This window comes from Eudoraea sp., assembly GCF_039969275.1.
In the GTDB taxonomy this organism is placed as follows: domain Bacteria; phylum Bacteroidota; class Bacteroidia; order Flavobacteriales; family Flavobacteriaceae; genus Eudoraea.
This window is the reverse complement of record NZ_JBDVOC010000007.1, coordinates 203,697-225,362: the sequence shown is the minus strand read 5'-3', so window position 1 is coordinate 225,362 and position 21,666 is coordinate 203,697. Positions and strand designations below refer to the sequence as shown.

At 36.8% G+C, this 21,666-nt stretch carries 24 protein-coding genes; 20 read left to right on the top strand and 4 right to left on the bottom strand.

Annotated features, from left to right (window positions below; all coding sequences use genetic code 11):
* The first annotated feature begins 90 nt into the window (after positions 1-90).
* Genes gcvH through ABJH90_RS05615 form a run of 3 tightly spaced genes read left to right on the top strand, consistent with a single transcriptional unit; the run spans position 91 to position 1,623 of the window.
* On the top strand, positions 91-471 hold the full coding sequence (gene gcvH / locus ABJH90_RS05625; protein WP_348137383.1) for a glycine cleavage system protein GcvH: 381 nt from the start codon (positions 91-93) through the stop codon (positions 469-471).
* Positions 437-865 (top strand): VanZ family protein, encoded by a 429-nt coding sequence (locus ABJH90_RS05620; protein WP_348137381.1) that lies wholly within the window; start codon positions 437-439, stop codon positions 863-865. The genes gcvH and ABJH90_RS05620 overlap by 35 nt, the downstream gene beginning before the upstream one ends.
* Before the next feature lie 53 nt (positions 866-918).
* A complete protein-coding gene (locus ABJH90_RS05615; RefSeq protein WP_348137379.1) occupies positions 919-1,623 on the top strand; it encodes an energy transducer TonB in 705 nt (234 codons plus the stop codon).
* 64 nt (positions 1,624-1,687) lie between these two features.
* On the opposite strand, the gene ABJH90_RS05610 is transcribed toward ABJH90_RS05615, so the two are convergent.
* Complete coding sequence (locus ABJH90_RS05610; RefSeq protein ID WP_348137377.1) at positions 1,688-2,596, bottom strand: MBL fold metallo-hydrolase; 909 nt, start codon at positions 2,594-2,596, stop codon at positions 1,688-1,690.
* Between the two features lie 141 nt (positions 2,597-2,737).
* On the opposite strand from ABJH90_RS05610, the gene cyoE reads away from it, so the two are divergent.
* The 17 genes from cyoE to tsaB all read left to right on the top strand — a co-directional run bounded on the left by cyoE (position 2,738) and on the right by tsaB (position 18,344).
* The gene (cyoE, locus tag ABJH90_RS05605; RefSeq protein ID WP_348137375.1) at positions 2,738-3,637 is read left to right on the top strand and encodes a heme o synthase; all 900 of its coding nucleotides are present in this window, start codon (positions 2,738-2,740) and stop codon (positions 3,635-3,637) included.
* Between the two features lie 5 nt (positions 3,638-3,642).
* Complete coding sequence (locus ABJH90_RS05600; protein ID WP_348137373.1) at positions 3,643-4,224, top strand: cytochrome c oxidase subunit 3; 582 nt, start codon at positions 3,643-3,645, stop codon at positions 4,222-4,224.
* Between the two features lie 99 nt (positions 4,225-4,323).
* On the top strand, positions 4,324-5,298 hold the full coding sequence (locus ABJH90_RS05595) for a cytochrome c oxidase subunit 3 (protein ID WP_348137371.1): 975 nt from the start codon (positions 4,324-4,326) through the stop codon (positions 5,296-5,298).
* A gap of 66 nt (positions 5,299-5,364) precedes the next feature.
* A complete protein-coding gene (locus ABJH90_RS05590; protein ID WP_348137369.1) occupies positions 5,365-5,748 on the top strand; it encodes a cytochrome C oxidase subunit IV family protein in 384 nt (127 codons plus the stop codon).
* 73 nt (positions 5,749-5,821) lie between these two features.
* On the top strand, positions 5,822-6,454 hold the full coding sequence (locus tag ABJH90_RS05585) for a hypothetical protein (protein ID WP_348137367.1): 633 nt from the start codon (positions 5,822-5,824) through the stop codon (positions 6,452-6,454).
* Positions 6,454-7,179, top strand: coding sequence for an SCO family protein (locus ABJH90_RS05580; protein WP_348137365.1), 726 nt, complete (start codon positions 6,454-6,456; stop codon positions 7,177-7,179). The genes ABJH90_RS05585 and ABJH90_RS05580 overlap by 1 nt, the downstream gene beginning before the upstream one ends.
* Entirely contained in the window at positions 7,172-7,711 is a 540-nt protein-coding gene (locus tag ABJH90_RS05575; protein WP_348137363.1) for a DUF420 domain-containing protein, read from the top strand. The genes ABJH90_RS05580 and ABJH90_RS05575 overlap by 8 nt, the downstream gene beginning before the upstream one ends.
* A gap of 41 nt (positions 7,712-7,752) precedes the next feature.
* Positions 7,753-7,965 (top strand): hypothetical protein, encoded by a 213-nt coding sequence (locus tag ABJH90_RS05570; RefSeq protein ID WP_348137361.1) that lies wholly within the window; start codon positions 7,753-7,755, stop codon positions 7,963-7,965.
* Between the two features lie 111 nt (positions 7,966-8,076).
* Positions 8,077-9,321, top strand: coding sequence for an ABC transporter permease (locus tag ABJH90_RS05565; protein WP_348137359.1), 1,245 nt, complete (start codon positions 8,077-8,079; stop codon positions 9,319-9,321).
* A gap of 12 nt (positions 9,322-9,333) precedes the next feature.
* Positions 9,334-10,593, top strand: a complete 1,260-nt coding sequence (locus ABJH90_RS05560; RefSeq protein ID WP_348137357.1) for an ABC transporter permease — start codon at positions 9,334-9,336, stop codon at positions 10,591-10,593.
* Positions 10,594-10,625: 32 nt separating this feature from the next.
* On the top strand, positions 10,626-11,738 hold the full coding sequence (locus tag ABJH90_RS05555) for an efflux RND transporter periplasmic adaptor subunit (RefSeq protein ID WP_348137355.1): 1,113 nt from the start codon (positions 10,626-10,628) through the stop codon (positions 11,736-11,738).
* A gap of 96 nt (positions 11,739-11,834) precedes the next feature.
* Entirely contained in the window at positions 11,835-12,536 is a 702-nt protein-coding gene (locus ABJH90_RS05550) for an ABC transporter ATP-binding protein (protein WP_348137353.1), read from the top strand.
* Positions 12,529-13,761, top strand: coding sequence for an ABC transporter permease (locus ABJH90_RS05545; RefSeq protein WP_348137350.1), 1,233 nt, complete (start codon positions 12,529-12,531; stop codon positions 13,759-13,761). Before ABJH90_RS05550 ends, ABJH90_RS05545 begins: the two co-directional genes overlap by 8 nt.
* Positions 13,754-15,025, top strand: coding sequence for an ABC transporter permease (locus ABJH90_RS05540; RefSeq protein WP_348137348.1), 1,272 nt, complete (start codon positions 13,754-13,756; stop codon positions 15,023-15,025). The genes ABJH90_RS05545 and ABJH90_RS05540 overlap by 8 nt, the downstream gene beginning before the upstream one ends.
* 38 nt (positions 15,026-15,063) lie before the next feature.
* Positions 15,064-16,206 (top strand): efflux RND transporter periplasmic adaptor subunit, encoded by a 1,143-nt coding sequence (locus ABJH90_RS05535; protein ID WP_348137345.1) that lies wholly within the window; start codon positions 15,064-15,066, stop codon positions 16,204-16,206.
* A 50-nt stretch (positions 16,207-16,256) separates the two neighbouring features.
* Complete coding sequence (locus tag ABJH90_RS05530) at positions 16,257-17,597, top strand: TolC family protein (RefSeq protein WP_348137343.1); 1,341 nt, start codon at positions 16,257-16,259, stop codon at positions 17,595-17,597.
* A 75-nt stretch (positions 17,598-17,672) separates the two neighbouring features.
* Complete coding sequence (tsaB, locus tag ABJH90_RS05525) at positions 17,673-18,344, top strand: tRNA (adenosine(37)-N6)-threonylcarbamoyltransferase complex dimerization subunit type 1 TsaB (RefSeq protein WP_348137341.1); 672 nt, start codon at positions 17,673-17,675, stop codon at positions 18,342-18,344.
* Positions 18,345-18,387: 43 nt separating this feature from the next.
* Here the strand turns inward: tsaB and ABJH90_RS05520 are convergent, their stop codons facing one another.
* From ABJH90_RS05520 to ABJH90_RS05510, 3 genes are all read right to left on the bottom strand, one after another.
* Entirely contained in the window at positions 18,388-19,209 is an 822-nt protein-coding gene (locus ABJH90_RS05520) for a mechanosensitive ion channel domain-containing protein (protein WP_348137339.1), read from the bottom strand.
* A gap of 76 nt (positions 19,210-19,285) precedes the next feature.
* Positions 19,286-21,319: a thioredoxin domain-containing protein gene (locus ABJH90_RS05515; protein WP_348137337.1), complete on the bottom strand. Its 2,034-nt coding sequence runs from the start codon at positions 21,317-21,319 to the stop codon at positions 19,286-19,288.
* 143 nt (positions 21,320-21,462) lie between these two features.
* Positions 21,463-21,663, bottom strand: coding sequence for a dodecin family protein (locus ABJH90_RS05510; protein ID WP_348137335.1), 201 nt, complete (start codon positions 21,661-21,663; stop codon positions 21,463-21,465).
* Positions 21,664-21,666 lie beyond the last annotated feature (3 nt).

Sequence of the window (21,666 nt, the reverse complement as noted above, 5' to 3'; positions counted from 1 at the left end):
ATTATAGGATTAAGTCTTTTATCCTGCCTATTTTTTTTGAAAACCAACAGATTATCTACTACATTTGCGGGCAAAACAAAACGAAATAAAATGAATATACCATCCGAATTAAAGTACACCAAAGATCACGAATGGATAAGGATTGATGGCGATATCGCTACCGTTGGCATTACAGATTTTGCACAGGGGGAACTTGGCGATATAGTTTATGTTGAAGTAGAGACACTTGATGAAACTTTAGAAAAGGATGAGGTTTTTGGTTCTGTTGAGGCAGTAAAAACAGTTTCTGATCTTTTTCTGCCACTAAGCGGCGAGATCATTGAATTCAACGAATTACTGGAGGATGAACCGGAGAAAGTAAATACAGATCCCTATGGCGATGGCTGGATGATTAAAATAAAGACAAATGATGCCTCGGAGATAGACAGTCTTATGAGTGAAGCGGATTATAAGGAGCTTATTGGTGTTTAAGCGTTATGGTTTTACTATTGGCTTTATTTGCTGGATTGTTATTATTACTGTACTTAGCCTATCCTCATTTGAAGACATTGACACTGGGGGAATAAACATCCCTCACCTGGATAAATTGGTTCATTTCTTTTTCTATTTTGTCGCTGCAATACTGGGAGTATTGTTAATTAGAGAACAGACGAAAGGATATCTAAGCTTATCCAGAGCTATTATTTTTGCTACCTTAATCGTTATTATTTATGGTATAGTTATTGAAGTAATTCAAGATACATTTACCCAGAACAGAAGTGGAGAATTATATGATGCCCTTGCTAATAGCCTTGGTGCTTTTTTTGGAGCGGGCTTAATAATTATACTTTTTTCGGGTAAAACGCAGTTAAAATGGAAAGATTAATTGCTTTTTAATCAAATTAATAGTTAAATTAGCGAATATTAAAATTTTAGAAGATGGAACTAAAAAAGAATCCAAAAGCCGATTTAAGAAAAAATAGTGGACTCTATTTTGTTTTAGGATTGGCTGTTGTAATGTTAATTGTATGGGGTGCATTTGAATGGAAAACTTACGATAAATCTAGTGAATATGACATTTCTTTAAATGTTGAGGATGATTTGGATGAGGAAGTTCCCATGACAGAACAGATAAAAACACCTCCACCACCTCCACCACCTGCCGCTCCTGAAGTAATTGAAGTTGTAGAGGATGAGGAAGAAGTAGAAGAAACTGTTATTGAATCTACGGAAACAAGTCAGGAAGAAGAGGTCATAGAAGTTGAAGATGTTGATGTTGATGAAATGGAAGAAGACGTGGATGTTCCATTTGCAGTAATTGAAGATGTGCCAATATTTCCAGGTTGTGAAGGAGCCAGCGATAAAAGAGCATGTTTTAATGAAATGATGCAAAAACATATTCGTAAAAACTTCCGTTATCCCGAAATTGCTCAGGAAATGGGCGTTCAGGGTAGAGTAAATGTTATGTTTACCATTCAGAAAGATGGAAGCATTGGAAATATTAGATACAGAGGTCCGGATAAAAACCTGGAGAAAGAAGCACTGCGAATTATTGAAAAACTTCCCAGAATGACTCCCGGTAAGCAGAGAGGAAGAGCGGTTAGGGTACCTTTTAGTATTCCAATTACCTTTAAACTACAATAACCAGAAAATTTAGAAATATATTTAAACCCTGCCAGTGAATGGCAGGGTTTTTTTCTGTTCTAAATTATTCGCCCTTTAAACTTTTATAGAAGATTTCCCGCATGACTTCTGGCTTAATAAACCCATTGCCATGGGTACTATCATAGGCCGCGCTAATACTGATGTCGGTTTTTACTTCTTCAAGGCTTTTTCCTGCCTCAATAGCGGCTATAATACTGGTCTTTACATCTTCTAACATGCTAACATAAATTTCCAGTTCTTTTTTATTGGAAGGCCTTCCATGCCCAGGAATTATTTTTGTCTCATCACCTATTACCATAAGTACTTTCTTATGAGCATCAATAAAACCCTGTAAACTACCACCACTATTCAAATCAATATAGGGATACCTCCCGGCAAAATAAGTATCTCCCATATGTATAACATCATTATTGACAAAATAGACCATAGCATCCCCATCTGTGTGGGCGTTGTGAACATGAAATGCCATGATAGTTTCACCTTCGTCATAAAAGGTTATGTCCTCCGAAAAGGTAACCTCGGGCAGCATTTTATTGAAATACTCTTGGGTGATTTTTTTATCGTCTAATTCTTTCTGCTTATTGGCCATAACCCGTTTCCGAACATTGTCATGTGCTACAATTGCGGTAAGGTCATTATTGAAATTCGCGTTTCCTCCGGTATGGTCGCCGTGCATATGTGTATTAAATAGAAATGCAATAGGTTTATTAGTAAGTGATTCAATTGCAGCCTTTATCTTATCACTCAAACGATCAAATTGATCATCAATCATAAAGACATGCTTTTGACCTATGAAGATACCAATGTTGCCACCTTGCCCCGTAAGCATATAAACGTTGTCTGAAAGTTTATCAATGGTAATAACCACTTCCTGCTCTTGTGCAGATAAGAACGAAATGCAAAATGATGAAATTAAGATCAGAAGTTTAACTTTGGTTTTGTAAAAGGCCATAGATTTATATATTTATTAGTGAGGACTTTAAAGATAATATAAACAAACATATTTCGTTGCAGGAATATGTAATGGGTCTTATCTTTGCCACCTCATAAAAGCGAACATATTACTTCGCTTTCTATACATTAAGGATTTCAAATGAAGACGGCTGTTGGAACGGCAAACAATACAAAAAGTTTATTGACTTTTGCTGATTTTAAGGAGATTACCAAATCGAGACTCGCACTTAGCGTTGTCTTTTCATCTCTTGCCGGCTATCTTTTAGGGGCCTATGAGGTGAGCCCTTTATCACTTCTTCTGCTAGCATTTGGAGGTTACTGCATGGTAGGTGCATCAAATGCTTTTAATCAGGTTATTGAAAAAGATCTTGATGCTTTGATGAATAGAACTAGAAACAGGCCCATTCCGGCGGGTAGGATGTCTAGTAATAAAGCCCTGACCCTTGCCATACTGATGACAATTTTGGGCGTGGTTAGCCTATATATACTCAACCCTAAAACGGCCATGTTTGGGGCCATATCAATATTCATTTATACTAGTGTTTATACACCTTTAAAAACAAAAACACCTTTATCAGTTTTTATTGGTGCAATTCCTGGAGCAATTCCATTTATGCTGGGATGGGTTGCTGCCACGAATAACTTCGGGATAGAACCGGGAACACTTTTCATGATCCAATTTTTCTGGCAATTCCCTCACTTTTGGGCGTTAGCTTGGATGCTGGATGAAGATTATCAAAAAGGGGGTTTTAAATTGTTACCTACCGGGAAAAAGGATAAGGGTACCGCAATTCAGATAATAATGTATACAATTTGGATGATAATCATCTCCGTAATCCCGGTTTTTGGAATAACCGGGAGATTACATTTATCTATTCCGGCTGCTATAATCATCCTTATAATGGGATTGGTAATGTTGGTCTTTGGCTTTAGATTATTTGAAAAAAGAGATAATAAATCGGCGAGGAAACTTATGTTAATAAGTGTAAGCTATATAACTCTTATGCAGATAGTTTATGTTATTGATAAATTTTTATAATTCATATGGATCTTACACAAGGGACAAGTAAAGAAAAGAATGCCAGGGCAAGGAAAATGATGCTGTGGTTTGGAATAGCGAGTCTGCTTATGGGATTTGCTGGATGGACCAGCGCCTATATCGTTAGTAGTTCTCGTGCAGATTGGCTTAAAGACTTTGAACTACCATCAGCTTTCTTATATAGTACTGTAATTATCATACTTAGCAGTGGCACCTACATCATGGCAAGTAAAGCGATTAAAGCAAATAAGAGTAGCCTGGGCACCAAATGGTTGTTGCTTACATTGCTTCTCGGTATTGTGTTTATTTTTATTCAGTTCTCTGGATTTTCACAACTGATAAACCAGGGTTACTATTTTACCGGTCCTACCAGTAATATTACAATGTCCTACATTTTTTTAATTGCAGCCGTGCACATTGTTCATGTCATTGCTGGACTTATCTCACTTTTGGTAGTATTGTACAATAACATTAAAAATAAATACTCCGATACGAACACATTGGGAGTTGAACTGGGGGCAACTTTTTGGCATTTTTTAGATCTTTTATGGGTCTATCTTATACTGTTTTTTTACTTCTTTAGGTAATAAATAAAGACAAAATTTGATTTGATTTGTAATTGGGCTTTTCTAGTGTTGAAAAAAATGTAAATTTGCCTTTATTGTTATAACACGATATATTTGTTTATGGATTCTACGGTAGCAACGAGTACAGAAAAAAGCGTTTGGGGGGGTGGAAACCGACCTTTAGGAGCAAGTTATGGAAAGCTAATGATGTGGTTCTTTATAGTTTCCGATGCTTTGACGTTTTCGGGATTTTTGGCATCTTATGGTTTTTCTAGATTTAAGTTTATTGAAACTTGGCCAATAGCCGATGAGGTATTTACTCACGTTCCATTTTTTCATGGCAATTTCCCAATGTACTATGTCGCGTTTATGACATTTATCTTAATTATGTCATCGGTAACTATGGTTCTTGCAGTTGATGCTGGTCACAAGATGATGAAGAATAAGGCCATTATCTACATGTTCCTTACAATTATCGGAGGGGCCATCTTTGTGGGCTCTCAGGCATGGGAATGGGCTACATTCATAAAAGGGGATTATGGTGCGATAGAAACAAGAGGCGGAAGAGTTTTACAATTTGTAAAGGCAGACACTGGTGAAAGAGCGGCGTTATCAGATTTTTCAAAAACATTAGCTTCAGAACGTGTTGATCATGAAAGAAAAAATGGAGTATGGTTTTACCAGGGTGAAGCACTTCCCTCTTATTCCCTTAATGAAGTTGTAGAAGGATTAAAATCAAATCCTAACATCCTGATCAGAACTGAAACCATAGACTCAGAAGGAGAAAAAACACTGTTGACAAGAGAAGAATCATTAAATAAGATCAAAGATGGAAAATTAGTAGTTGAGGGCGCTAATTTAATAAGGAACGAATATGGTAGTCGGCTTTTTGCTGATTTCTTTTTCTTTATTACTGGCTTTCACGGTTTCCACGTATTTTCGGGCGTAATTATTAATATCATTATTTTCTTTAATATTATCCTGGGCACTTATGAAAGAAGAGGTCATTATGAAATGGTCGAAAAAGTAGGACTTTATTGGCATTTTGTAGATTTAGTCTGGGTATTTGTTTTCACCTTTTTCTATCTGGTTTAAAGAAGAAGCAAAGAAGAAACAAAGAAGTAATAAAAGAATATCATATTTAATATAACTCAATTTAGAATGGCACACGCACACAAGCTGGAGATTTTTAGAGGATTAATAAAGTTTAAATCCAACACTCAAAAAATATGGGGTGTATTGGTCTTTCTGACCATAGTTACCGGAGTAGAAGTAGCGCTGGGGATTTCGAAACCACATATTCTGGCGACCAATACTTTTTTAGGGATGAAACTTCTAAATTGGATTTTTATAATCCTAACCCTGGTTAAGGCTTACTATATTGCCTGGGATTTTATGCATTTGCGTGATGAGAAAAGTTCTTTGCGAAGGGCTATCGTATGGACACCAATTTTTTTGGTGGCCTATCTTATTTTTATACTCCTGTTCGAGGCAGACTATATTTATAATGTCTTTAAAGATGGCTACGTAACTTGGAATTTCTAACAAGGAATTAACAGCACTTAAAGACGGTATAACAGCCGTCTTTTTTATTTTTGTAATGTCTAAATAATGACCAATGAAAAAGACATTCGTCTTGGTGGTACTTTTTATCTTGCCACTGGTTGCTTATTTGTTTTTTGCCTCAGGGGTGAACAATTTTGGGAAACTCCCTATACTAACCGAGGGGGTTTTAGATATTCCTGAAAATATAGATAAAGTTACCTTCGATAATAAGATTACTGTTTTGGGTTTTTTGGGAAATAATGTTGAACTTAAAAAAGGCAATGCATTTAATCTGAATCAAAAAATTTACAAACCTTTCTATGAGTTTAATGACTTCCAATTGGTTATGATTATGCCGATCGGAACTGAGGCCAAAGTTGAGGAATTAAGAGCAGAACTTGGTAATTTGGTTGATATTAAGAACTGGAAATTTGTATTTATTGAAGATGAAGAAATCAGGTCTGTTTTCAATTCACTAAAGACAAACCTAAGTCTTGATGAAAACTTAGGCACCCATTATGTTTTTATAATTGACAAGAAAAAAAATCTTAGAGGTAGAACAGATGATGAAGAGGAGGCTACCAAGTATGGCTTTAAGGCCACCTCTGTTGCGGAACTTAACAATAAAATGGAAGACGACGTCAAAATCATTTTAGCGGAGTACCGTATGGCCCTTAAGAAGAACAATGCAGAAAGAAAGAATTAATGAGAAATAAATATACTTACGTCTGGGTATCACTTGTTATCCTCGTTTTTGGTATCATATTTATTCCCAAAATCATTGAGCGCATAAAGACAGGTACCATCACCCAACATGATCGTATGAATCTTTCTGAAAATGATGAGAAACTTGGTTTTATCTATTTGAATAATGAGGAAAGAAAGGTTCCAAATTTTGCATTTCTAAATCAGGATAGCCTGTTAATTACCCAAAAAGACTACGAAGGAAAGGTATATATAGTTGAGTTTTTCTTCACAACATGTCCTACAATTTGTCCTGTAATGAATTCCAATCTGGTTGAAATCCAGGAAGAATTCAGGGATTTTGATGATTTTGGTGTGGCCTCGTTTACAATTAACCCAGAATATGACACGCCAAAGGTGTTGAAAGAGTATGCTGAAAAATATAGTATAAATGATATGGATTGGCACCTAATGACCGGGGACCGTAAGGAAATCTATGACCTTGCAAATATTGGCTTTAATATTTTTGCTGCGGAAAACTCAGGAGTCCCTGGTGGATTTGAACATTCTGGCTTATTTGCACTAGTTGATAAAAATGGATTTCTCCGCTCAAGAACTGATGATTTTGGAAACCCAATTATTTATTACCGGGGAACAATTAGCGAATCACAGGGAGAAAATACAGAGGGAGAAAAACAAGAGATTACTATTTTAAAGGAAGACATAAAAAAACTTCTAAGTGAATAAACTAAACAAAACAGCAGAGGAGCGGAAGTTTAATAAGTTAATTACTATAATATCAATTTTGGTTCCCTTTGTGGTAGCGGTTTTATTTGGAGTTAAAATCCCAAATTCTGAACCTTTAGGATTTCTGCCTCCTATTTATGCAACGATTAATGGACTCACAGCAGTCTTACTTATTTATGCCGTTTGGGCTATTAAGAATGGTAAAAGAGTTTTACATCAGAATATTATGAGTGCTTGTATTATCCTTTCTATACTTTTCTTACTCATGTATATTGCTTATCATATGACTGCAGATTCTACATCTTATGGAGGTGTGGGTGTAATTAAATATGTTTATTTTTTTATACTTATTTCGCATATTTTTTTATCCATTGTTATAATACCGCTTGTCCTTAAGACATATGCCCGAGCATACTTAAAAGATTTTGAACGCCACCGTAAACTTGCCAGAATTACATTCCCTATCTGGTTATATGTAGCCGTTACGGGAGTTATTGTTTATTTAATGATTTCACCTTATTATGATTATTAAAAATTTGTATTTTTTGATACCTTAATGTAAAAATAATTAGCTTGAAAGTTAAAGGCCTTATACTTGTAATTTTATTCTTTGTATTGCCAAGGCTATTAACTGCTCAATGCGCTATGTGCAGGGCAGTTCTCGAAAGTCAGGACGATAATTCTATGGCTGAAGGTATTAATAATGGGATTGTGTATTTAATGGCACTTCCTTACATTTTGTTAGGGGTACTTTTTTACTTTGTTTACAGGAAAATGAGGTCATAAGACTATAGGTTCGAATTTAACACTATTTTACAATTCCAACTGTAACAATTACGTGTTCTGGAAGTCTTATTTATTAGAAGTTATTACATCATTCTTTAATCAACCAACTCCATGTTCGATCTGGAAAGATGGCAGGAAATTTTTGACACGATCCGTAAAAACAAATTACGGACCTTCCTTACTGGTCTATCTGTGGCCTCTGGAATTTTTATATTGGTAATTTTATTGGGTTTTGGTCAGGGGATGCAAAACGGTATTGCCCATGAATTTGAAGAAGATTCAGCTACCAGTGTATGGGTTTGGCCAGGAGTTACGTCCAAAGAATTTAAAGGACTTAATCCGGGTAGGAGTATCCAATTGAAAAATGAAAATTATGAATCTTCCCTGGCTTTGTTTGGAAATGAAGTTGAATACAAATCGCCCAGGGTATTTGTGCGAAATGTCTCGGTTAATTATGGAAAAGAAGCTTTGGTCTACGGGATACAAGGCGTTTCTTATGATTTTCAGTTTATTGAAAACGCAAAAATGTCTGAAGGGAGATTTTTAAATTACCAGGATGAAGTAAATACGGCTAAGGTCGCCATTATTGGAAATAAAATTAAGCACGATGTATTTAAGGACGTAGAAACCCCTCTGGGTGAGTTTATTAATATATCCGGTGTATTATTTAAAATCGTTGGGATATTCTCAGAAAGAGAGGATCGGGAAGAAGAGCGTATTTATATCCCTGTAACTACAGCACAGCGAGTATTTAATGGGGGAGATCGAATTAATAATATGAGCTACACAATGCCAATGGTGGAAAATTTTGACCAGGCTGTTGTTCAGGCTGTGGCTTTTAAGGAAAATTTACAGGCACATCTGCAGAAGGTTCATACAGTTGCACCAGAAGATACCGGTGCAATACAGGTATGGAGTGCTTTGGAAGAAGCGAAACGCTATTATAGTCTCACAGGAAATATTAAATTCTTTTTCTGGTTTGTGGGCATCTGTACAATCATTGCCGGGGTTGTAGGTGTAAGTAATATCATGCTGATTGTTGTAAAGGAAAGAACAAGAGAAATAGGAATCCGAAAAGCTTTAGGAGCAAAACCCTGGTCGATTGTAGCAATGATTTTGCATGAATCTATTTTTGTAACAGCCATTTCCGGTTTTGCAGGTCTTATTTTTAGTATGGGGCTTTTGGAAATAGTGGGACCATATGTTGAAGTAGATTATATTCTTAACCCTTCTGTTAATTTTAATGTTGCCATTTCTACTGTTTTGGTCCTGATTTTTGCGGGAGCAGTTGCAGGGTTTTTCCCCGCATGGAGGGCAGCAAGTATTCATACTATCGAAGCCTTAAGAGACGAATAATATATTGAGATTATGTTTAATCGAGATCGCTGGAAAGAAATTTTAGAAGTACTGACCACTAATTGGTTCAGAACTCTGCTTACCGCTTTTGGAGTTTTCTGGGGCATACTCATATTAATTATTTTACTTTCTGCGGGTAAAGGCCTTGAAAATGGTATAAAAGCAGATTTTGGAGATATTGCTACAAATACCATGTTTATGTGGACACGCAGTACCACAAAAGCTCACATGGGCTTACCTATTGGAAGAAGTTTTCGATTTAAGGTGGAAGATGTAAAGAGCATAAGTGATAATATACCCAATCTACGGTTTATATCACCCAGAAATCGATTAGGTGGATTTGGGAATGACAATAATGTGGTAAGAGGTCTAAATACAGGGGCTTATAACGTATATGGAGACTATCCCGAGATAATCAACCAGGACCCCATGACCATTACAGAAGGACGTTTTATAAATCAGAATGATATTAGAGAAAAACGGAAAATAGCAATTATTGGATCCGGAGTTAGAAACGAGCTTTATGATAAAGGTGAGGCAGTAATGGGAAGCTATATTAAGATTCAGGGGGTGAATTTTATGGTAGTGGGGACCTATAAGAAGAAGAGTAATGATGGTGATGGGGAAGAGGCGCAAAAAGAAATATTTGTACCCTTTACTTCTTTTTCACAGGCATTTAATATGGGCAATGACGTGGGTTGGATGGCTATTACGGCCCATGACGGAACTTCAATTTCCGGTAAAAAAGAAGATATTGTTAATTTAATGAAAACCAAACACAAAATACATCCTGAAGATACAAGGGCAGTTGGTTATTTTGATTTATATGAACAGTATAACAGAGTAGAAAGCTTATTCGGAGCAATGAGTTTTATCGCTTATTTCGTGGGAATTTTAGTCCTGTTATCCGGAATAATCGGAGTGAGTAACATTATGTTGATTGTAGTTAAGGAAAGGACCAAGGAAATAGGAATACGCAGGGCACTAGGTGAGGATCCCTGGTCTATTAAAAAGCAGATTCTATTGGAGTCAATTTTTCTTACAATTATATCCGGAATGACGGGAATTATTATTGGTGCTCTGTTTATTTATGGTGTTAATGCCTTATTGGATGCTAATGGCCCGGTGGATATGTTTTTAAATCCTAGCGTAAGCTTAGGTGTAGTTAGTGTGGCGCTATTCATCCTGGTATTGTCAGGATTACTTGCAGGTTTTATTCCTGCTCAAAGTGCCATAAAGGTAAAGCCAATAGATGCCTTAAGAACAGAATAATTTTGAAACATCAATCATTTAAACTATAAAAAATGAAAAAGTCAGTAACTATTATCATTCTAATTGTCATTTTTTTGGCTTTCGGAGGGTCTATGTATTACCTCTATCAAAAGAATGAACAAGATCCAATTGTATATGAGACCGAGAAACCTTCTACCCAGACCATTATCAAAAAAACGGTAGCCACCGGTAGTATACTACCATTAGAAGAAGTCCTGATAAAACCAAATATTTCGGGGGTTATTGAGGAAATTTTTGTTGAGGGGGGAGATTTTGTAAAATCTGGTGACTTACTGGCAAAAATAAAAGTGGTGCCAAATCTTAATGCACTTAATGATGCCAAAAATAGTATCGATGAGGCTAAAATATCATTAGATGACCAAAGACGAAATTTTGATAGGCAAAGTAGTCTTTTTAACAAAGGCGTAATCTCAAAAGTTGATCTGGAAAGAGCACAGGTAAGTTATGACCAGGCCAAACAATCCTATAGTGCAGCAAATAAAAGATATGATATTGTTAAAACAGGAACTACTAAAGGTTATGGAAATGCCGCCAACACCTTGATCAGGTCTACTGTGACCGGAATGGTTTTAGAAGTACCTGTAGAAGTAGGCAACCAGGTCATTGAAAGTAATAATTTTAATGAAGGAACCACTATTGCAGCTATTGCGGACGTGGATAAAATGATCTTTGAAGGAAAGGTAGATGAATCTGAGGTGGGAAAGATAAAGGAGGACCTGCCATTGGAAATTACTGTTGGAGCTCTTGAAAATGTAACTTTTGATGCTATTTTGGATTATATAGCTCCCAAGGGTAATGAGGAAAATGGAGCTATTCAATTCGAAATTAAGGGAACATTAAAAAAACAGGATTCGGTCTTTATCCGCGCGGGTCTAAGTGCCAATGCATCAATAATACTGGATAGAGCAGATAGTGTTCTTTCCATAAAAGAAGCGCTCGTTCAATTTGACCCTGAAACCAAAAAGCCATTTCTTGAAATTTCTACCGGAGATCAGCAATTCGAGAGAAGGGATGTGGAATTGGGAATAAGTGATGGAATTCATGTAGAAGTTAAGTCTGGTTTGGAAAAAGAGGATGAGATAAAAGTATGGAATGAGGTGAAGCCCGATGAGTTTGGAGGATAGCTTTTTAACAAAATATTTGGAAGATTATTTGTAACATTTTAACAACTTGCCTGTCCTATTATCGGATTTGAATTAGTATAACTTAAGACACTAACCATGATTGAAATAAAAGATTTGCACAAATCCTATAAAATGGGCAGCAATGCCCTGCATGTTTTAAAAGGGATAAATTTTACTGTTGAAGAAGGAGAGTTAGTTGCAATTATGGGTTCATCCGGTTCGGGAAAATCTACCCTATTGAATATTCTTGGGATGCTGGATGTTGCTGATTCGGGAGAATACACACTGGATGGTGTGCCGATAAAAAATCTTAATGAGACTAAAGCTGCCAATTACCGGAATAAATTCTTAGGATTTGTTTTTCAATCATTTAATCTTATCAATTACAAAAGCGCACTTGAAAATGTGGCCTTGCCCTTATATTATCAGAGAGTTCCAAGAAAAGAACGGCAGGAAAGGGCAATGAAATATCTGGACCAGGTGGGCCTTAAGGAGTGGGCTACTCATTTACCTAGTGAACTTTCAGGAGGCCAGAATCAAAGAGTTGCCATTGCCAGGGCTATGGCCTCAGAGCCAAAAGTACTTCTTGCCGATGAACCTACAGGAGCCCTGGATAGTACTACCTCTTATGAAGTCATGGATTTAATTCAGAAAATTAACGACCAGGGAAATACCATTTTAGTTGTAACTCATGAAGATGATATAGCCCATATGTGTAAACGAATCGTTTACCTTAAAGATGGTGTTATTGTTGAAGATAAAAAAGTTAAGCAAGTAAGGGCATCAGCGTATGTTTAGCCGAGACACCTGGAACGAGATATTTGAAACTATTCAAAAAAATAAACTTAGGACTTTCCTTTCAGGTTTTACAGTGGCTCTGGGGATACTAATTTTTGTTTCACTTTTTGGTCTTGGAAACGGGCTAATTAACACCTTCGACAAATTTTTCCAGGAAGACGCCACTAACGTACTCTATCTTTTTCCCGGAAAAACTACACTCCCGTATAAGGGGTATAAATCAATGAGGCGAATTGAATTTGAAAATAGCGACCTGGCTGATATTAAAAAGAATTTCCCAATGTTTCTGGAATATGTAACCCCGAGGATTACAAGAAGCAGATTGGTGAAATTCGAGGAAGAATCGGATAATTATAACACCACAGGGGTAGATTGGGGCCACCAATTTGCGGAGAAGACAATTATTATGAAAGGCCGGTACCTAAATGTGGAAGATATTAAAAAGAAGACAAAGCATGCAGTGATTGGGCGTTTAGTAGAACAGGACCTCTTTGGATCTAAAAATGCGCTTGGCAAATATTTGGATGTTGGTGGAAGTGTTTTTAAAGTAATAGGCGTTTTTCAGGACGATGGAGGCGACAGGGAAGAACGTGGCATATATGTTCCTTATACAACGCTCCAGCTTATTGAAAAAAACACAGATAAAATAGACCAGATGGTTGTGGCCTTTAAACCGGAAATGGGATATATGGGAGCCATGGCTTTTGAACGTAGTCTGGATAAGTTTTTTAAAGACAAGAAATTCATAGATCCGGAAGATCAAAATGGAATTTTCATCAGAAACGTTGCAGATCAATTACAGCAAAATCAACAGTTTGCACGTGTACTGCAAATTATAGTGGCTTTTGTGGCTTTTGGGACTATAATTGCCGGCATTATAGGGATAAGTAATATCATGGTGTTTGTCGTTAAGGAACGCACTAAGGAATTGGGAATCCGAAAAGCTTTAGGCGCTACTCCAAAAGCGGTAATCAGTACAATTTTACTTGAATCGGTTTTTATTACAACTGTATCGGGATTTACAGGAATGCTAATTGGAATTGCACTACTTACTTCTTTAGGAGAGAGTTTGGCTGAGGATTATTTCATTACCAATCCTTATATAAATACTGCCGTGGCAATATTTGCTACTCTTCTTTTAATAATGTTTGGTGCAATTGCGGGATATATTCCGGCCAAAAGGGCAGCACGCATTAAACCTATAATAGCGTTACGAGATGAATAGTATTAGATTTCTTTTTGACAAAAATACCTGGCAGGAAATTTTCGGGTCTATAGGTAAGAATAAAACCAGGACTATAATTACAGTCATAGGAGTACTGTGGGGTATATTTATCTACATTGCTTTGGCTGGTGCGGCAAAAGGGATGGATAACGGATTTGAAAAGAACTTTGAAACTGTAGCTAAAAACAGTATTTGGGCCTGGTCTCAAAGTACCAGTATGCCGTACGCAGGTTTTAAAACAGGGAGAACACTACGGATAAAAGTTAAAGATGCCGAGGTTTTAAAAAATAGGATTCCTGAAATACAATACATAGCGCCGGTAAATACCAAAGGAGCTTTCGGCGGAGCATCAGCTCTGACGGTACGGGGAATTAAATCTAATAGTTATGCAGTATATGGGTACTTTCCGGAAATAGCTAAGATTGCCACTCAGAAAATTTATGATAACGGAAGATTTATAAACGATGAAGATATTGTTCAGGCGAGAAAAGTTTGTGTAATTGGGGATCGCACCCAACAGGAATTATTTGATAAGGATGAAGATCCTATTGGGGCTTATATCAGGGTGGAAAATATTTATTTTCAGGTAGTTGGGGTTCATAAATTCACTCAAACAACGCCATTTGGGACAGATGGAGATATTTTTATTCCTTTTACAACTTTCAAAAAACTTTACAATACCGGCGAAGATGTTCAATTTTTTACAATAGCCGCATATGACGATGCCGACGTTATTCAGGTTGAAAAGGACATTAAGGCTGTCTTAAGAAGTATACATAGGGTACATCCTGAGGATGAACGTGCATTTGGTGCTTTTAATCTTGGTGAAATTTTTAATAAAATTATGGGATTTGCCAACGGGATTACCTTTTTATCTCTGATAGTAGGCGTTGCAACCATTCTTGCCGGAGTAATTGGAATTGGTAATATCCTGTTGATATCCGTTAAGGAGAGAACCAAGGAATTGGGAATTCGCCGGGCATTAGGAGCTACCCCCAGGGAAGTACGTTCTCTGATTATTTTAGAATCTGTATTTCTTACTATGATTGCTGGTATTGTGGGCATTATACTTGGGGCAGGGGTTTTAAGTTTGATCAACTACCTCACTAAGGATATCAATTTTCCATATACGAATCCAACAGTTCCTATACCATACGTCCTGGGAGCTCTGGCAATTATGATAATATTGGGAACACTAATAGGTTCAATTCCTGCGCAGCGGGCTGTGAGTATTAAGCCCATAGATGCACTAAGAGAAGAATAAACAAAACCATTAACTATACACTAACACATTAGATTAAGATGAATAAAATTCTAAAATATGTATTGATTGGGATTCTGGGGCTCGGAGCATTGTGGGCTGCTGCTTTTTTTATAAAATCCAATAGCAAATCAGCCATTACATATGAAACTAAAAAGCCATTTATTTCAAATATTGAAAAGAAAACGGTAGCCACAGGTAAAGTAATCCCTGAGGATGAGATTGAGATCAAACCTCAAATTTCTGGAATTATTGAAACAATTTATCTGGAAGAAGGGGCCCGGGTTAAGGCGGGCGATTTAATTGCCATTATAAAAGTGGTACCCAATGAGCAATCCTTGAATCAGGCACGTGGAAGGGTAAGGAATGCTGAAATTGCTTTAAATAATACCGAAATTGAATATAAAAGAAATAAGGCCATTTTTGACAAAGGGGTTATTTCGAGTCAGGACTTTAACGTCTTGCAATTAAAATATGATCAGGCTGTACAGGAATTGGACAATTCTCGTGCAGATTATCAGATTATTAGAAGAGGTTCTGCCGGAGGTTCATCAAGTGCAAACACCAACATTAGGGCAACCGTTGCCGGCACATTGTTGGAAATTCCGGTAAGGGAAGGAGATCAGGTAATTCAGAGCAATAACTTTAATGACGGGACAACCATTGCTACCATTGCCGATTTGGGCAAGATGATTTTTGAAGGAAAGGTTGATGAAGGGGAAGTAGGGAAACTGGAGATAGGGATGCCCCTTGAAATTAGCTTGGGAGCCATAGAAGATCAAAAATTTGAAGCAAAGTTAAAGTTCATCGCACCAAAAGGAATAGAAGAATCAGGTGCCGTACAGTTTAAAATAGAAGGAGATGTGGTTGTGGAAGGAGATTTTATGATCAGGGCGGGATATAGTGCTAATGCATCACTGGTACTTGAGAAAAAAGACAGTGTAATGGTAATACCTGAAGCACTCCTGCAATTTGATAAGGAAACAGATGAACCCTATGTGGAAGTTGTCGTTGGGGATCAGAAATTTGAGCGCAAAGAAGTTGAAATAGGAATTTCCGATGGGGTAAACGTGGAAATTATCTCAGGCATAACCGAAGAAGATGAAGTAAAAATCTGGAATAAAACAGAGCCGATTAAAAAAGGTGAAGAAGAAGACGAAGAGGAAAGTGAAGAAGAAGATTAATTAACGTAAATAAGAATAGTCAATCAATTATAATTATCAAAAAAAGACAGATGAAATTTAAACTAACTGCACTATTATTCCTATGTGCGATTGGAATGACAATAGCACAGAAAAAGATATGGACCCTTGAAGAATGTGTTACTTACGCGGTAGAAAATAACCTCTCCATTCAACAATACGAATTGGACCTGGAAATGTCTACGATTGATAAATCGGATGCTATTGGGGCTTTTCTTCCTGATTTAAATGGAATGTTAAATGGACAAAGCAATACTGGTCTGTCTTTTGACCCAACAAATAATCAACCGGTTAATACGACCCAAATTACGTCTTCCGGAAGTGTTACCTCATCAGTGAATTTATTTAATGGATTGAGAAATATTCACAGGCTTAACAGGGCTAAACTTAACGCAATTGGAAGCAAATACCGTTTGGACGACCTGGTAAACGATATTCGTTTAAATGTGGCTATAAATTATTTAAGAATTTTGTCCAATAAGGAAGCGACGAAAGTGGCAAAAGCACTATATGCTGTTACCGAACAGGACTTAAATAAAACTAGAGAATTAGTTGAGTCTGGTGTGGTGGCCAAAGGAGATTTATTGGAAATTGAAGCCACTGCGGCAACCCGGGAGCAGCAAATTATTAATGCTGAAAACGAAGTTCTTATTTCCCGAATTAATTTGGCACAGTTACTGCAAATAACAGATTATGAAAACTTTGATATTTCAGATGCTGAATTTGAGGTTCCTGCTGCAGATATATTGAAAAATTCTCCTAGGGTTATTTTTGATAAAGCCATGACCTACTGGTATGAGACCAAATTTTTCGAGACCAATGTGGATTTGGCAGAAAAAGATTTAGCTTTAGCCAAAGGTGCAGCCTATCCATCACTAGACGCTTTTATTAATTATAATACACGTTATTCTGATCAATTTCTTGACCCAATAACAGGGCAGGTAATCCCCTTCAAAGAACAGCTATGGATTAATGACGGTATCGCCTTTGGAGCACAAATAAGTATTCCTGTTTTTAACGGTTTTAGTACTCGGAATAACATTAAACGTTCTGAAATAAATGTAAAAAAGGCACAACTGGACCTGGAGCAGAATAAATTGGAACTGGAAACAAATATAAATCAGGCCTATGTAGATGTTATTAATAGTTCTAAAGCGTATGAGGCCGCCCTTAAGACCCGGGAAGCGAGGACATTGGCGCTGGATTATTCTAAAGAAAGATTTGATGTTGGTATTATGAACTCATTTGATTATGGCCAGTCGCAGGCCAGAGTGGACAATGCGGAGGCTGAGGTGATTCGCACCAAATACGATTACGTTTTTAGAATTAAAGTATTGGAATTCTACTTTGGACTTCCAATTGTAATAGATTAAAGATAAAATATATTATTGTTTGGACCTGTTGTGTTGTTAAAGCCCGACAGGTCTTTTTATATTTGCTGCACAGTTATGGCAATAATTCTAAATATTGAGACTGCAACCACCAATTGTTCTGTAAGCATTGGTAAAGAAGGTCGTATGATTGCATTAAGGGAACAGGATAGTGCATCCTATTCGCATTCTGAGGATTTACACTTTTTTATAAAGGAATCTCTCGATGCGGCTTCCATAGCAACCGATGATCTCGATGCCATAGCTGTGAGTAAAGGCCCCGGATCTTATACCGGCCTGCGGATAGGTGTTTCAGCGGCGAAAGGGCTTTGTTTTGCCTTAGACCTTCCTCTTATAGGGATATCCACTTTAGCGAGTATGGCTTCTCAGCTTAAATTAGAGGATGGCCTTGTGATTCCTGTTCTGGATGCCAGGCGCATGGAAGTCTATTCTGCTGTGTTTAACACAAACTATGAGCAGGTAAGGGAAACCATAGTCGAAGAGGTTAAACCAGATTCATTTGCCCAATTTGCTAAGCAAGGACCAGTATTTATTATTGGAAGCGGAGCAGTTAAGTGTAGGGAAAGTTTGGAACATCCAAATTTTATTTTTGATGATTCTATAGTGCCTTCAGCTAAAGAAATGTGTCAATTCTCCTATCAGGCATTCAGGGCGAATAACTTTGAAAACACCGCTTATTTTGAACCAGATTATTTAAAAGACTTTATTGTCATTCAAAGCAAAAAATAAAACAATTCCGATTAATTAAACGCGCACAAAATGGGTATAAATATTAATCCGGCCTGTGTACCACTCTTTGTGGAAACGGAATTTCAATATTGGCCTCGTCAAATCTTCTTTTGAGCTCTTCGAGCACAAAAAAATGAGCTGCCCAAAAGTCTTCATTTTTAGCCCAAAAACGCAGGGTGAGATTTACGGAACTATCTCCCAATTCGCCCACAAAAACCTGGGGTTCGGGATCTTTGAATATAGTTGTTTGTTCCCTGCATATTTCCAGGAGAATGTCTTTGGCTTGTTTAATATTGGAACCGTAACTAATTCCAACATCAATTTTATCCCTTCTTGTTTTTTCTGCATTGTAATTGATGATGTTATTGTTAGAGAGTTGTCCGTTTGGAATAATTGCCACCTGATTACCAAATGTGTTTAATTTGGTAGTGAAAATAGTGATTTCCTTTACTGTACCGTCTATGCCCTGGGCGGTAATAAAATCTCCAATTTTAAAGGGCTTGAAAAATAATATTAAAATTCCACCGGCAAAGTTGGCCAAAGAGCCCTGCAGTGCTAATCCAATGGCAAGACCCGCAGATCCTAAAACCGCAAGCAAGGAAGAAGATGCCACACCTAACTGCGTAACGACAGCAACAAAAAGAAGCACCTTTAAACCTACGCTAATCAATTGCATTAGAAAAGACTCCAGTGCCAGATCGTAATCTTTCTTATCAAAAAATTTGCGTACGAGACGGTTAATTAGTTTTATAAACCACAAACCAACTATTAAAATAATAATAGCTGTGATCAAACCCGGAATAAACTCCCAAAACCAATTTATGGCGTTCTGTAGATGTTGATCGTAATTAGATATATCTTTCATAGGGTATATTTTAAGCACAATTATATAAAATAATTTCAATTTTTTTTGATATAAGAAGGCAATAAATTTGAGAATTCTATTTAAGCTGATTTAAAACATGATTCATATCTTCAGTTGGTAACTTGCAAGAACCATGTTCGCAGAGATAAATAAGTGTACTATTGGCCACAAATCTGTTCTGAATGAGTGATAATCCGCTCTCTTCATTAGCACCTGCAAATACGACGTTGGGTAAATAGGATTTTTGCATGGCGCTAGCTGTTTTCATATAGTCTTCCCCAACTATGCTTATTTCATAAAAAGGTTTTTGAAAATACAATACCAGATGAAGCCAATTGGCATAACTGGCCGTATCTTTCTCAAAACTTTGCTGCAGATTCACAACCATTTGTTGTGCAATGTTTTCATAATTCTCATCAGGAAAAAACCGGGATAATTTAAATAGATTTTTAGCCATAATAGAATTGGATGATGGGATCACATTATCTGCCATTTCTATAGTTCTTCTGATAATAAATGAATCTTGTTTGGGGGTGAAGAAAAACAAACCGCTACTGTCATCCGTAAAATTAGCAATACAATAATCTGATAATTTTTTTGCCTCATCAAGCCAACCTTCTTCAAAGGTTATTTCATAAAGTCCAATAAACCCGTCTATCACCGAAGCATAATCTTCCAGATAACCATTGATGGTGCTTTTACCATCTTTATGATTATGGTACAGGCTGCCATCTTTCTTTATAAATGTTTCCTTAATAAATGAGGCGTTTTTTAAAGCCAGATCCAGATAATTATCATTTTTGATAAACCTGTAGGCATCTGTCAATCCCTTTAGCATTAATCCATTCCAGGAACAAAGGATTTTATCATCTAATCTGGGGCGATTTCTATTTTCCCGGAGCTTATTTAATATTCGTTTACACTCTGAAATAATTTCATTGACTTCAGCAACAGAAAGTTTGTGTTTTTTAGCTATTGCCTCGTCTGATTCATCCCTTATTAATACGTAGTTACCATGCTCCCAAAGCCCAAAATCGTTTATGTTGTAATAGTCCTTGAAAAGTTCATATTTATCAGCGAGGAGCGTTTGTAGTTCTGCTTTCTGCCAAACATAAAATGCACCTTCTTCTAACTCCCCCGTTTCGTTTAGACTATCGGCATCCAGTGAAGCATAGAATGCATTTGTGCTATCCATAAGCTCCGTGGTTACAAATGCAATAGTTTCTTCCACGACCTTCTTATAGAGTGGGTTTTTGGTTACGGCGTATGCCTTGGAATATAAACTTATTAATTGGCCATTGTCATATAACATTTTTTCAAAATGAGGGACATGCCATTTGCCATCCACGGAGTATCTTGAAAAACCACCCCCCAGATGATCAAAAATTCCTCCATAAGCCATTTTCGTAAGTGTTAAATTGACGTATTCCAGGAGTTCCTCATTTTTTCTGGTAATTGCATAATGTAATAAAAAATCAAGGTTGCCAGGCATCATAAATTTTGGAGCCCGGTTATAACCCCCATAATTATGATCAAAATAACGAGACCACTTTTTAACCGAATCATCTAATTGATCTTCAGTTAAAATCTGGGAATTGGCACCAACTTCAATAAGATTAATTGCTTTAATCCCTTCAGCCAGATCTTTGGCATATCCATTTATTTTTTCGGGTTGTTCCTTGTATAGCCTTGTGAGTTCTTTTAAAACCTTCATCCAATCATCTTTCTTCACATAAGTGGCTCCCCAAAATGGACGCCCGTCCGGTAAGGCAACTACATTTAATGGCCATCCGCCTCTTCCCGTCATCATTTGAACTGCATCCATATAAAGATGATCAATATCCGGGCGCTCTTCCCGGTCTATTTTTATATTGATATAATGTTCGTTCATCAAATTTGCCACTTCTTCATCTTCAAAGCATTCTTTTTCCATAACATGGCACCAATGACAGGCAGCATAACCAATACTTATAAGCACTAATTTATTTTCATTTTTGGCTTTTTCCAGAACATCATCACTCCAGGGTTCCCAGTTTACCGGATTATGAGCATGTTGTAACAGATATGGGCTGCTTTCATTTATCAGGGCATTGGTATGTTTATATGACATGGTTTCTTTTTTTTGAGAACAGCCATTTAAAGTAATTAAAAGTAAAAATATCGTGGTTCTGAAATTGGCCATGCGCAAAGTTACTACTTATTAAAGAGCATAAAAAAAGCGCCATATAGGCGCTTTTAATTTTTTAAGATTGTTTACTTCACTTCAAAAGTGATTTTAACATTAACACGATAGTCATCTATTTTGCCATCTTTAACTGTTGCACTTTGTTCATTTACATATACGGAACGTATATTATTGACGGATTTTGACGCGTGAGCAACCGCTTTTTCTGTAGCATCTTCCCAGCTTTCATTCGAATTTGCTAGAATTTCAATAACTTTTAAAACTGCCATAAT

Excerpts from the sequence above, each read along its gene's own strand:
- gcvH (WP_348137383.1), top strand. The coding sequence starts at position 91 with ATGAATATACCATCCGAATTAAAGTACACCAAAGATCACGAATGGATA.
- ABJH90_RS05615 (WP_348137379.1), top strand. The coding sequence starts at position 919 with ATGGAACTAAAAAAGAATCCAAAAGCCGATTTAAGAAAAAATAGTGGA.
- ABJH90_RS05610 (WP_348137377.1), bottom strand. The coding sequence starts at position 2,596 with ATGGCCTTTTACAAAACCAAAGTTAAACTTCTGATCTTAATTTCATCA.
- cyoE (WP_348137375.1), top strand. The coding sequence starts at position 2,738 with ATGAAGACGGCTGTTGGAACGGCAAACAATACAAAAAGTTTATTGACT.
- ABJH90_RS05600 (WP_348137373.1), top strand. The coding sequence starts at position 3,643 with ATGGATCTTACACAAGGGACAAGTAAAGAAAAGAATGCCAGGGCAAGG.
- ABJH90_RS05595 (WP_348137371.1), top strand. The coding sequence starts at position 4,324 with ATGGATTCTACGGTAGCAACGAGTACAGAAAAAAGCGTTTGGGGGGGT.
- ABJH90_RS05590 (WP_348137369.1), top strand. The coding sequence starts at position 5,365 with ATGGCACACGCACACAAGCTGGAGATTTTTAGAGGATTAATAAAGTTT.
- ABJH90_RS05585 (WP_348137367.1), top strand. The coding sequence starts at position 5,822 with ATGAAAAAGACATTCGTCTTGGTGGTACTTTTTATCTTGCCACTGGTT.
- ABJH90_RS05580 (WP_348137365.1), top strand. The coding sequence starts at position 6,454 with ATGAGAAATAAATATACTTACGTCTGGGTATCACTTGTTATCCTCGTT.
- ABJH90_RS05565 (WP_348137359.1), top strand. The coding sequence starts at position 8,077 with ATGTTCGATCTGGAAAGATGGCAGGAAATTTTTGACACGATCCGTAAA.
- ABJH90_RS05560 (WP_348137357.1), top strand. The coding sequence starts at position 9,334 with ATGTTTAATCGAGATCGCTGGAAAGAAATTTTAGAAGTACTGACCACT.
- ABJH90_RS05555 (WP_348137355.1), top strand. The coding sequence starts at position 10,626 with ATGAAAAAGTCAGTAACTATTATCATTCTAATTGTCATTTTTTTGGCT.
- ABJH90_RS05550 (WP_348137353.1), top strand. The coding sequence starts at position 11,835 with ATGATTGAAATAAAAGATTTGCACAAATCCTATAAAATGGGCAGCAAT.
- ABJH90_RS05545 (WP_348137350.1), top strand. The coding sequence starts at position 12,529 with ATGTTTAGCCGAGACACCTGGAACGAGATATTTGAAACTATTCAAAAA.
- ABJH90_RS05540 (WP_348137348.1), top strand. The coding sequence starts at position 13,754 with ATGAATAGTATTAGATTTCTTTTTGACAAAAATACCTGGCAGGAAATT.
- ABJH90_RS05535 (WP_348137345.1), top strand. The coding sequence starts at position 15,064 with ATGAATAAAATTCTAAAATATGTATTGATTGGGATTCTGGGGCTCGGA.
- ABJH90_RS05530 (WP_348137343.1), top strand. The coding sequence starts at position 16,257 with ATGAAATTTAAACTAACTGCACTATTATTCCTATGTGCGATTGGAATG.
- tsaB (WP_348137341.1), top strand. The coding sequence starts at position 17,673 with ATGGCAATAATTCTAAATATTGAGACTGCAACCACCAATTGTTCTGTA.
- ABJH90_RS05520 (WP_348137339.1), bottom strand. The coding sequence starts at position 19,209 with ATGAAAGATATATCTAATTACGATCAACATCTACAGAACGCCATAAAT.
- ABJH90_RS05515 (WP_348137337.1), bottom strand. The coding sequence starts at position 21,319 with ATGTCATATAAACATACCAATGCCCTGATAAATGAAAGCAGCCCATAT.
- ABJH90_RS05510 (WP_348137335.1), bottom strand. The coding sequence starts at position 21,663 with ATGGCAGTTTTAAAAGTTATTGAAATTCTAGCAAATTCGAATGAAAGC.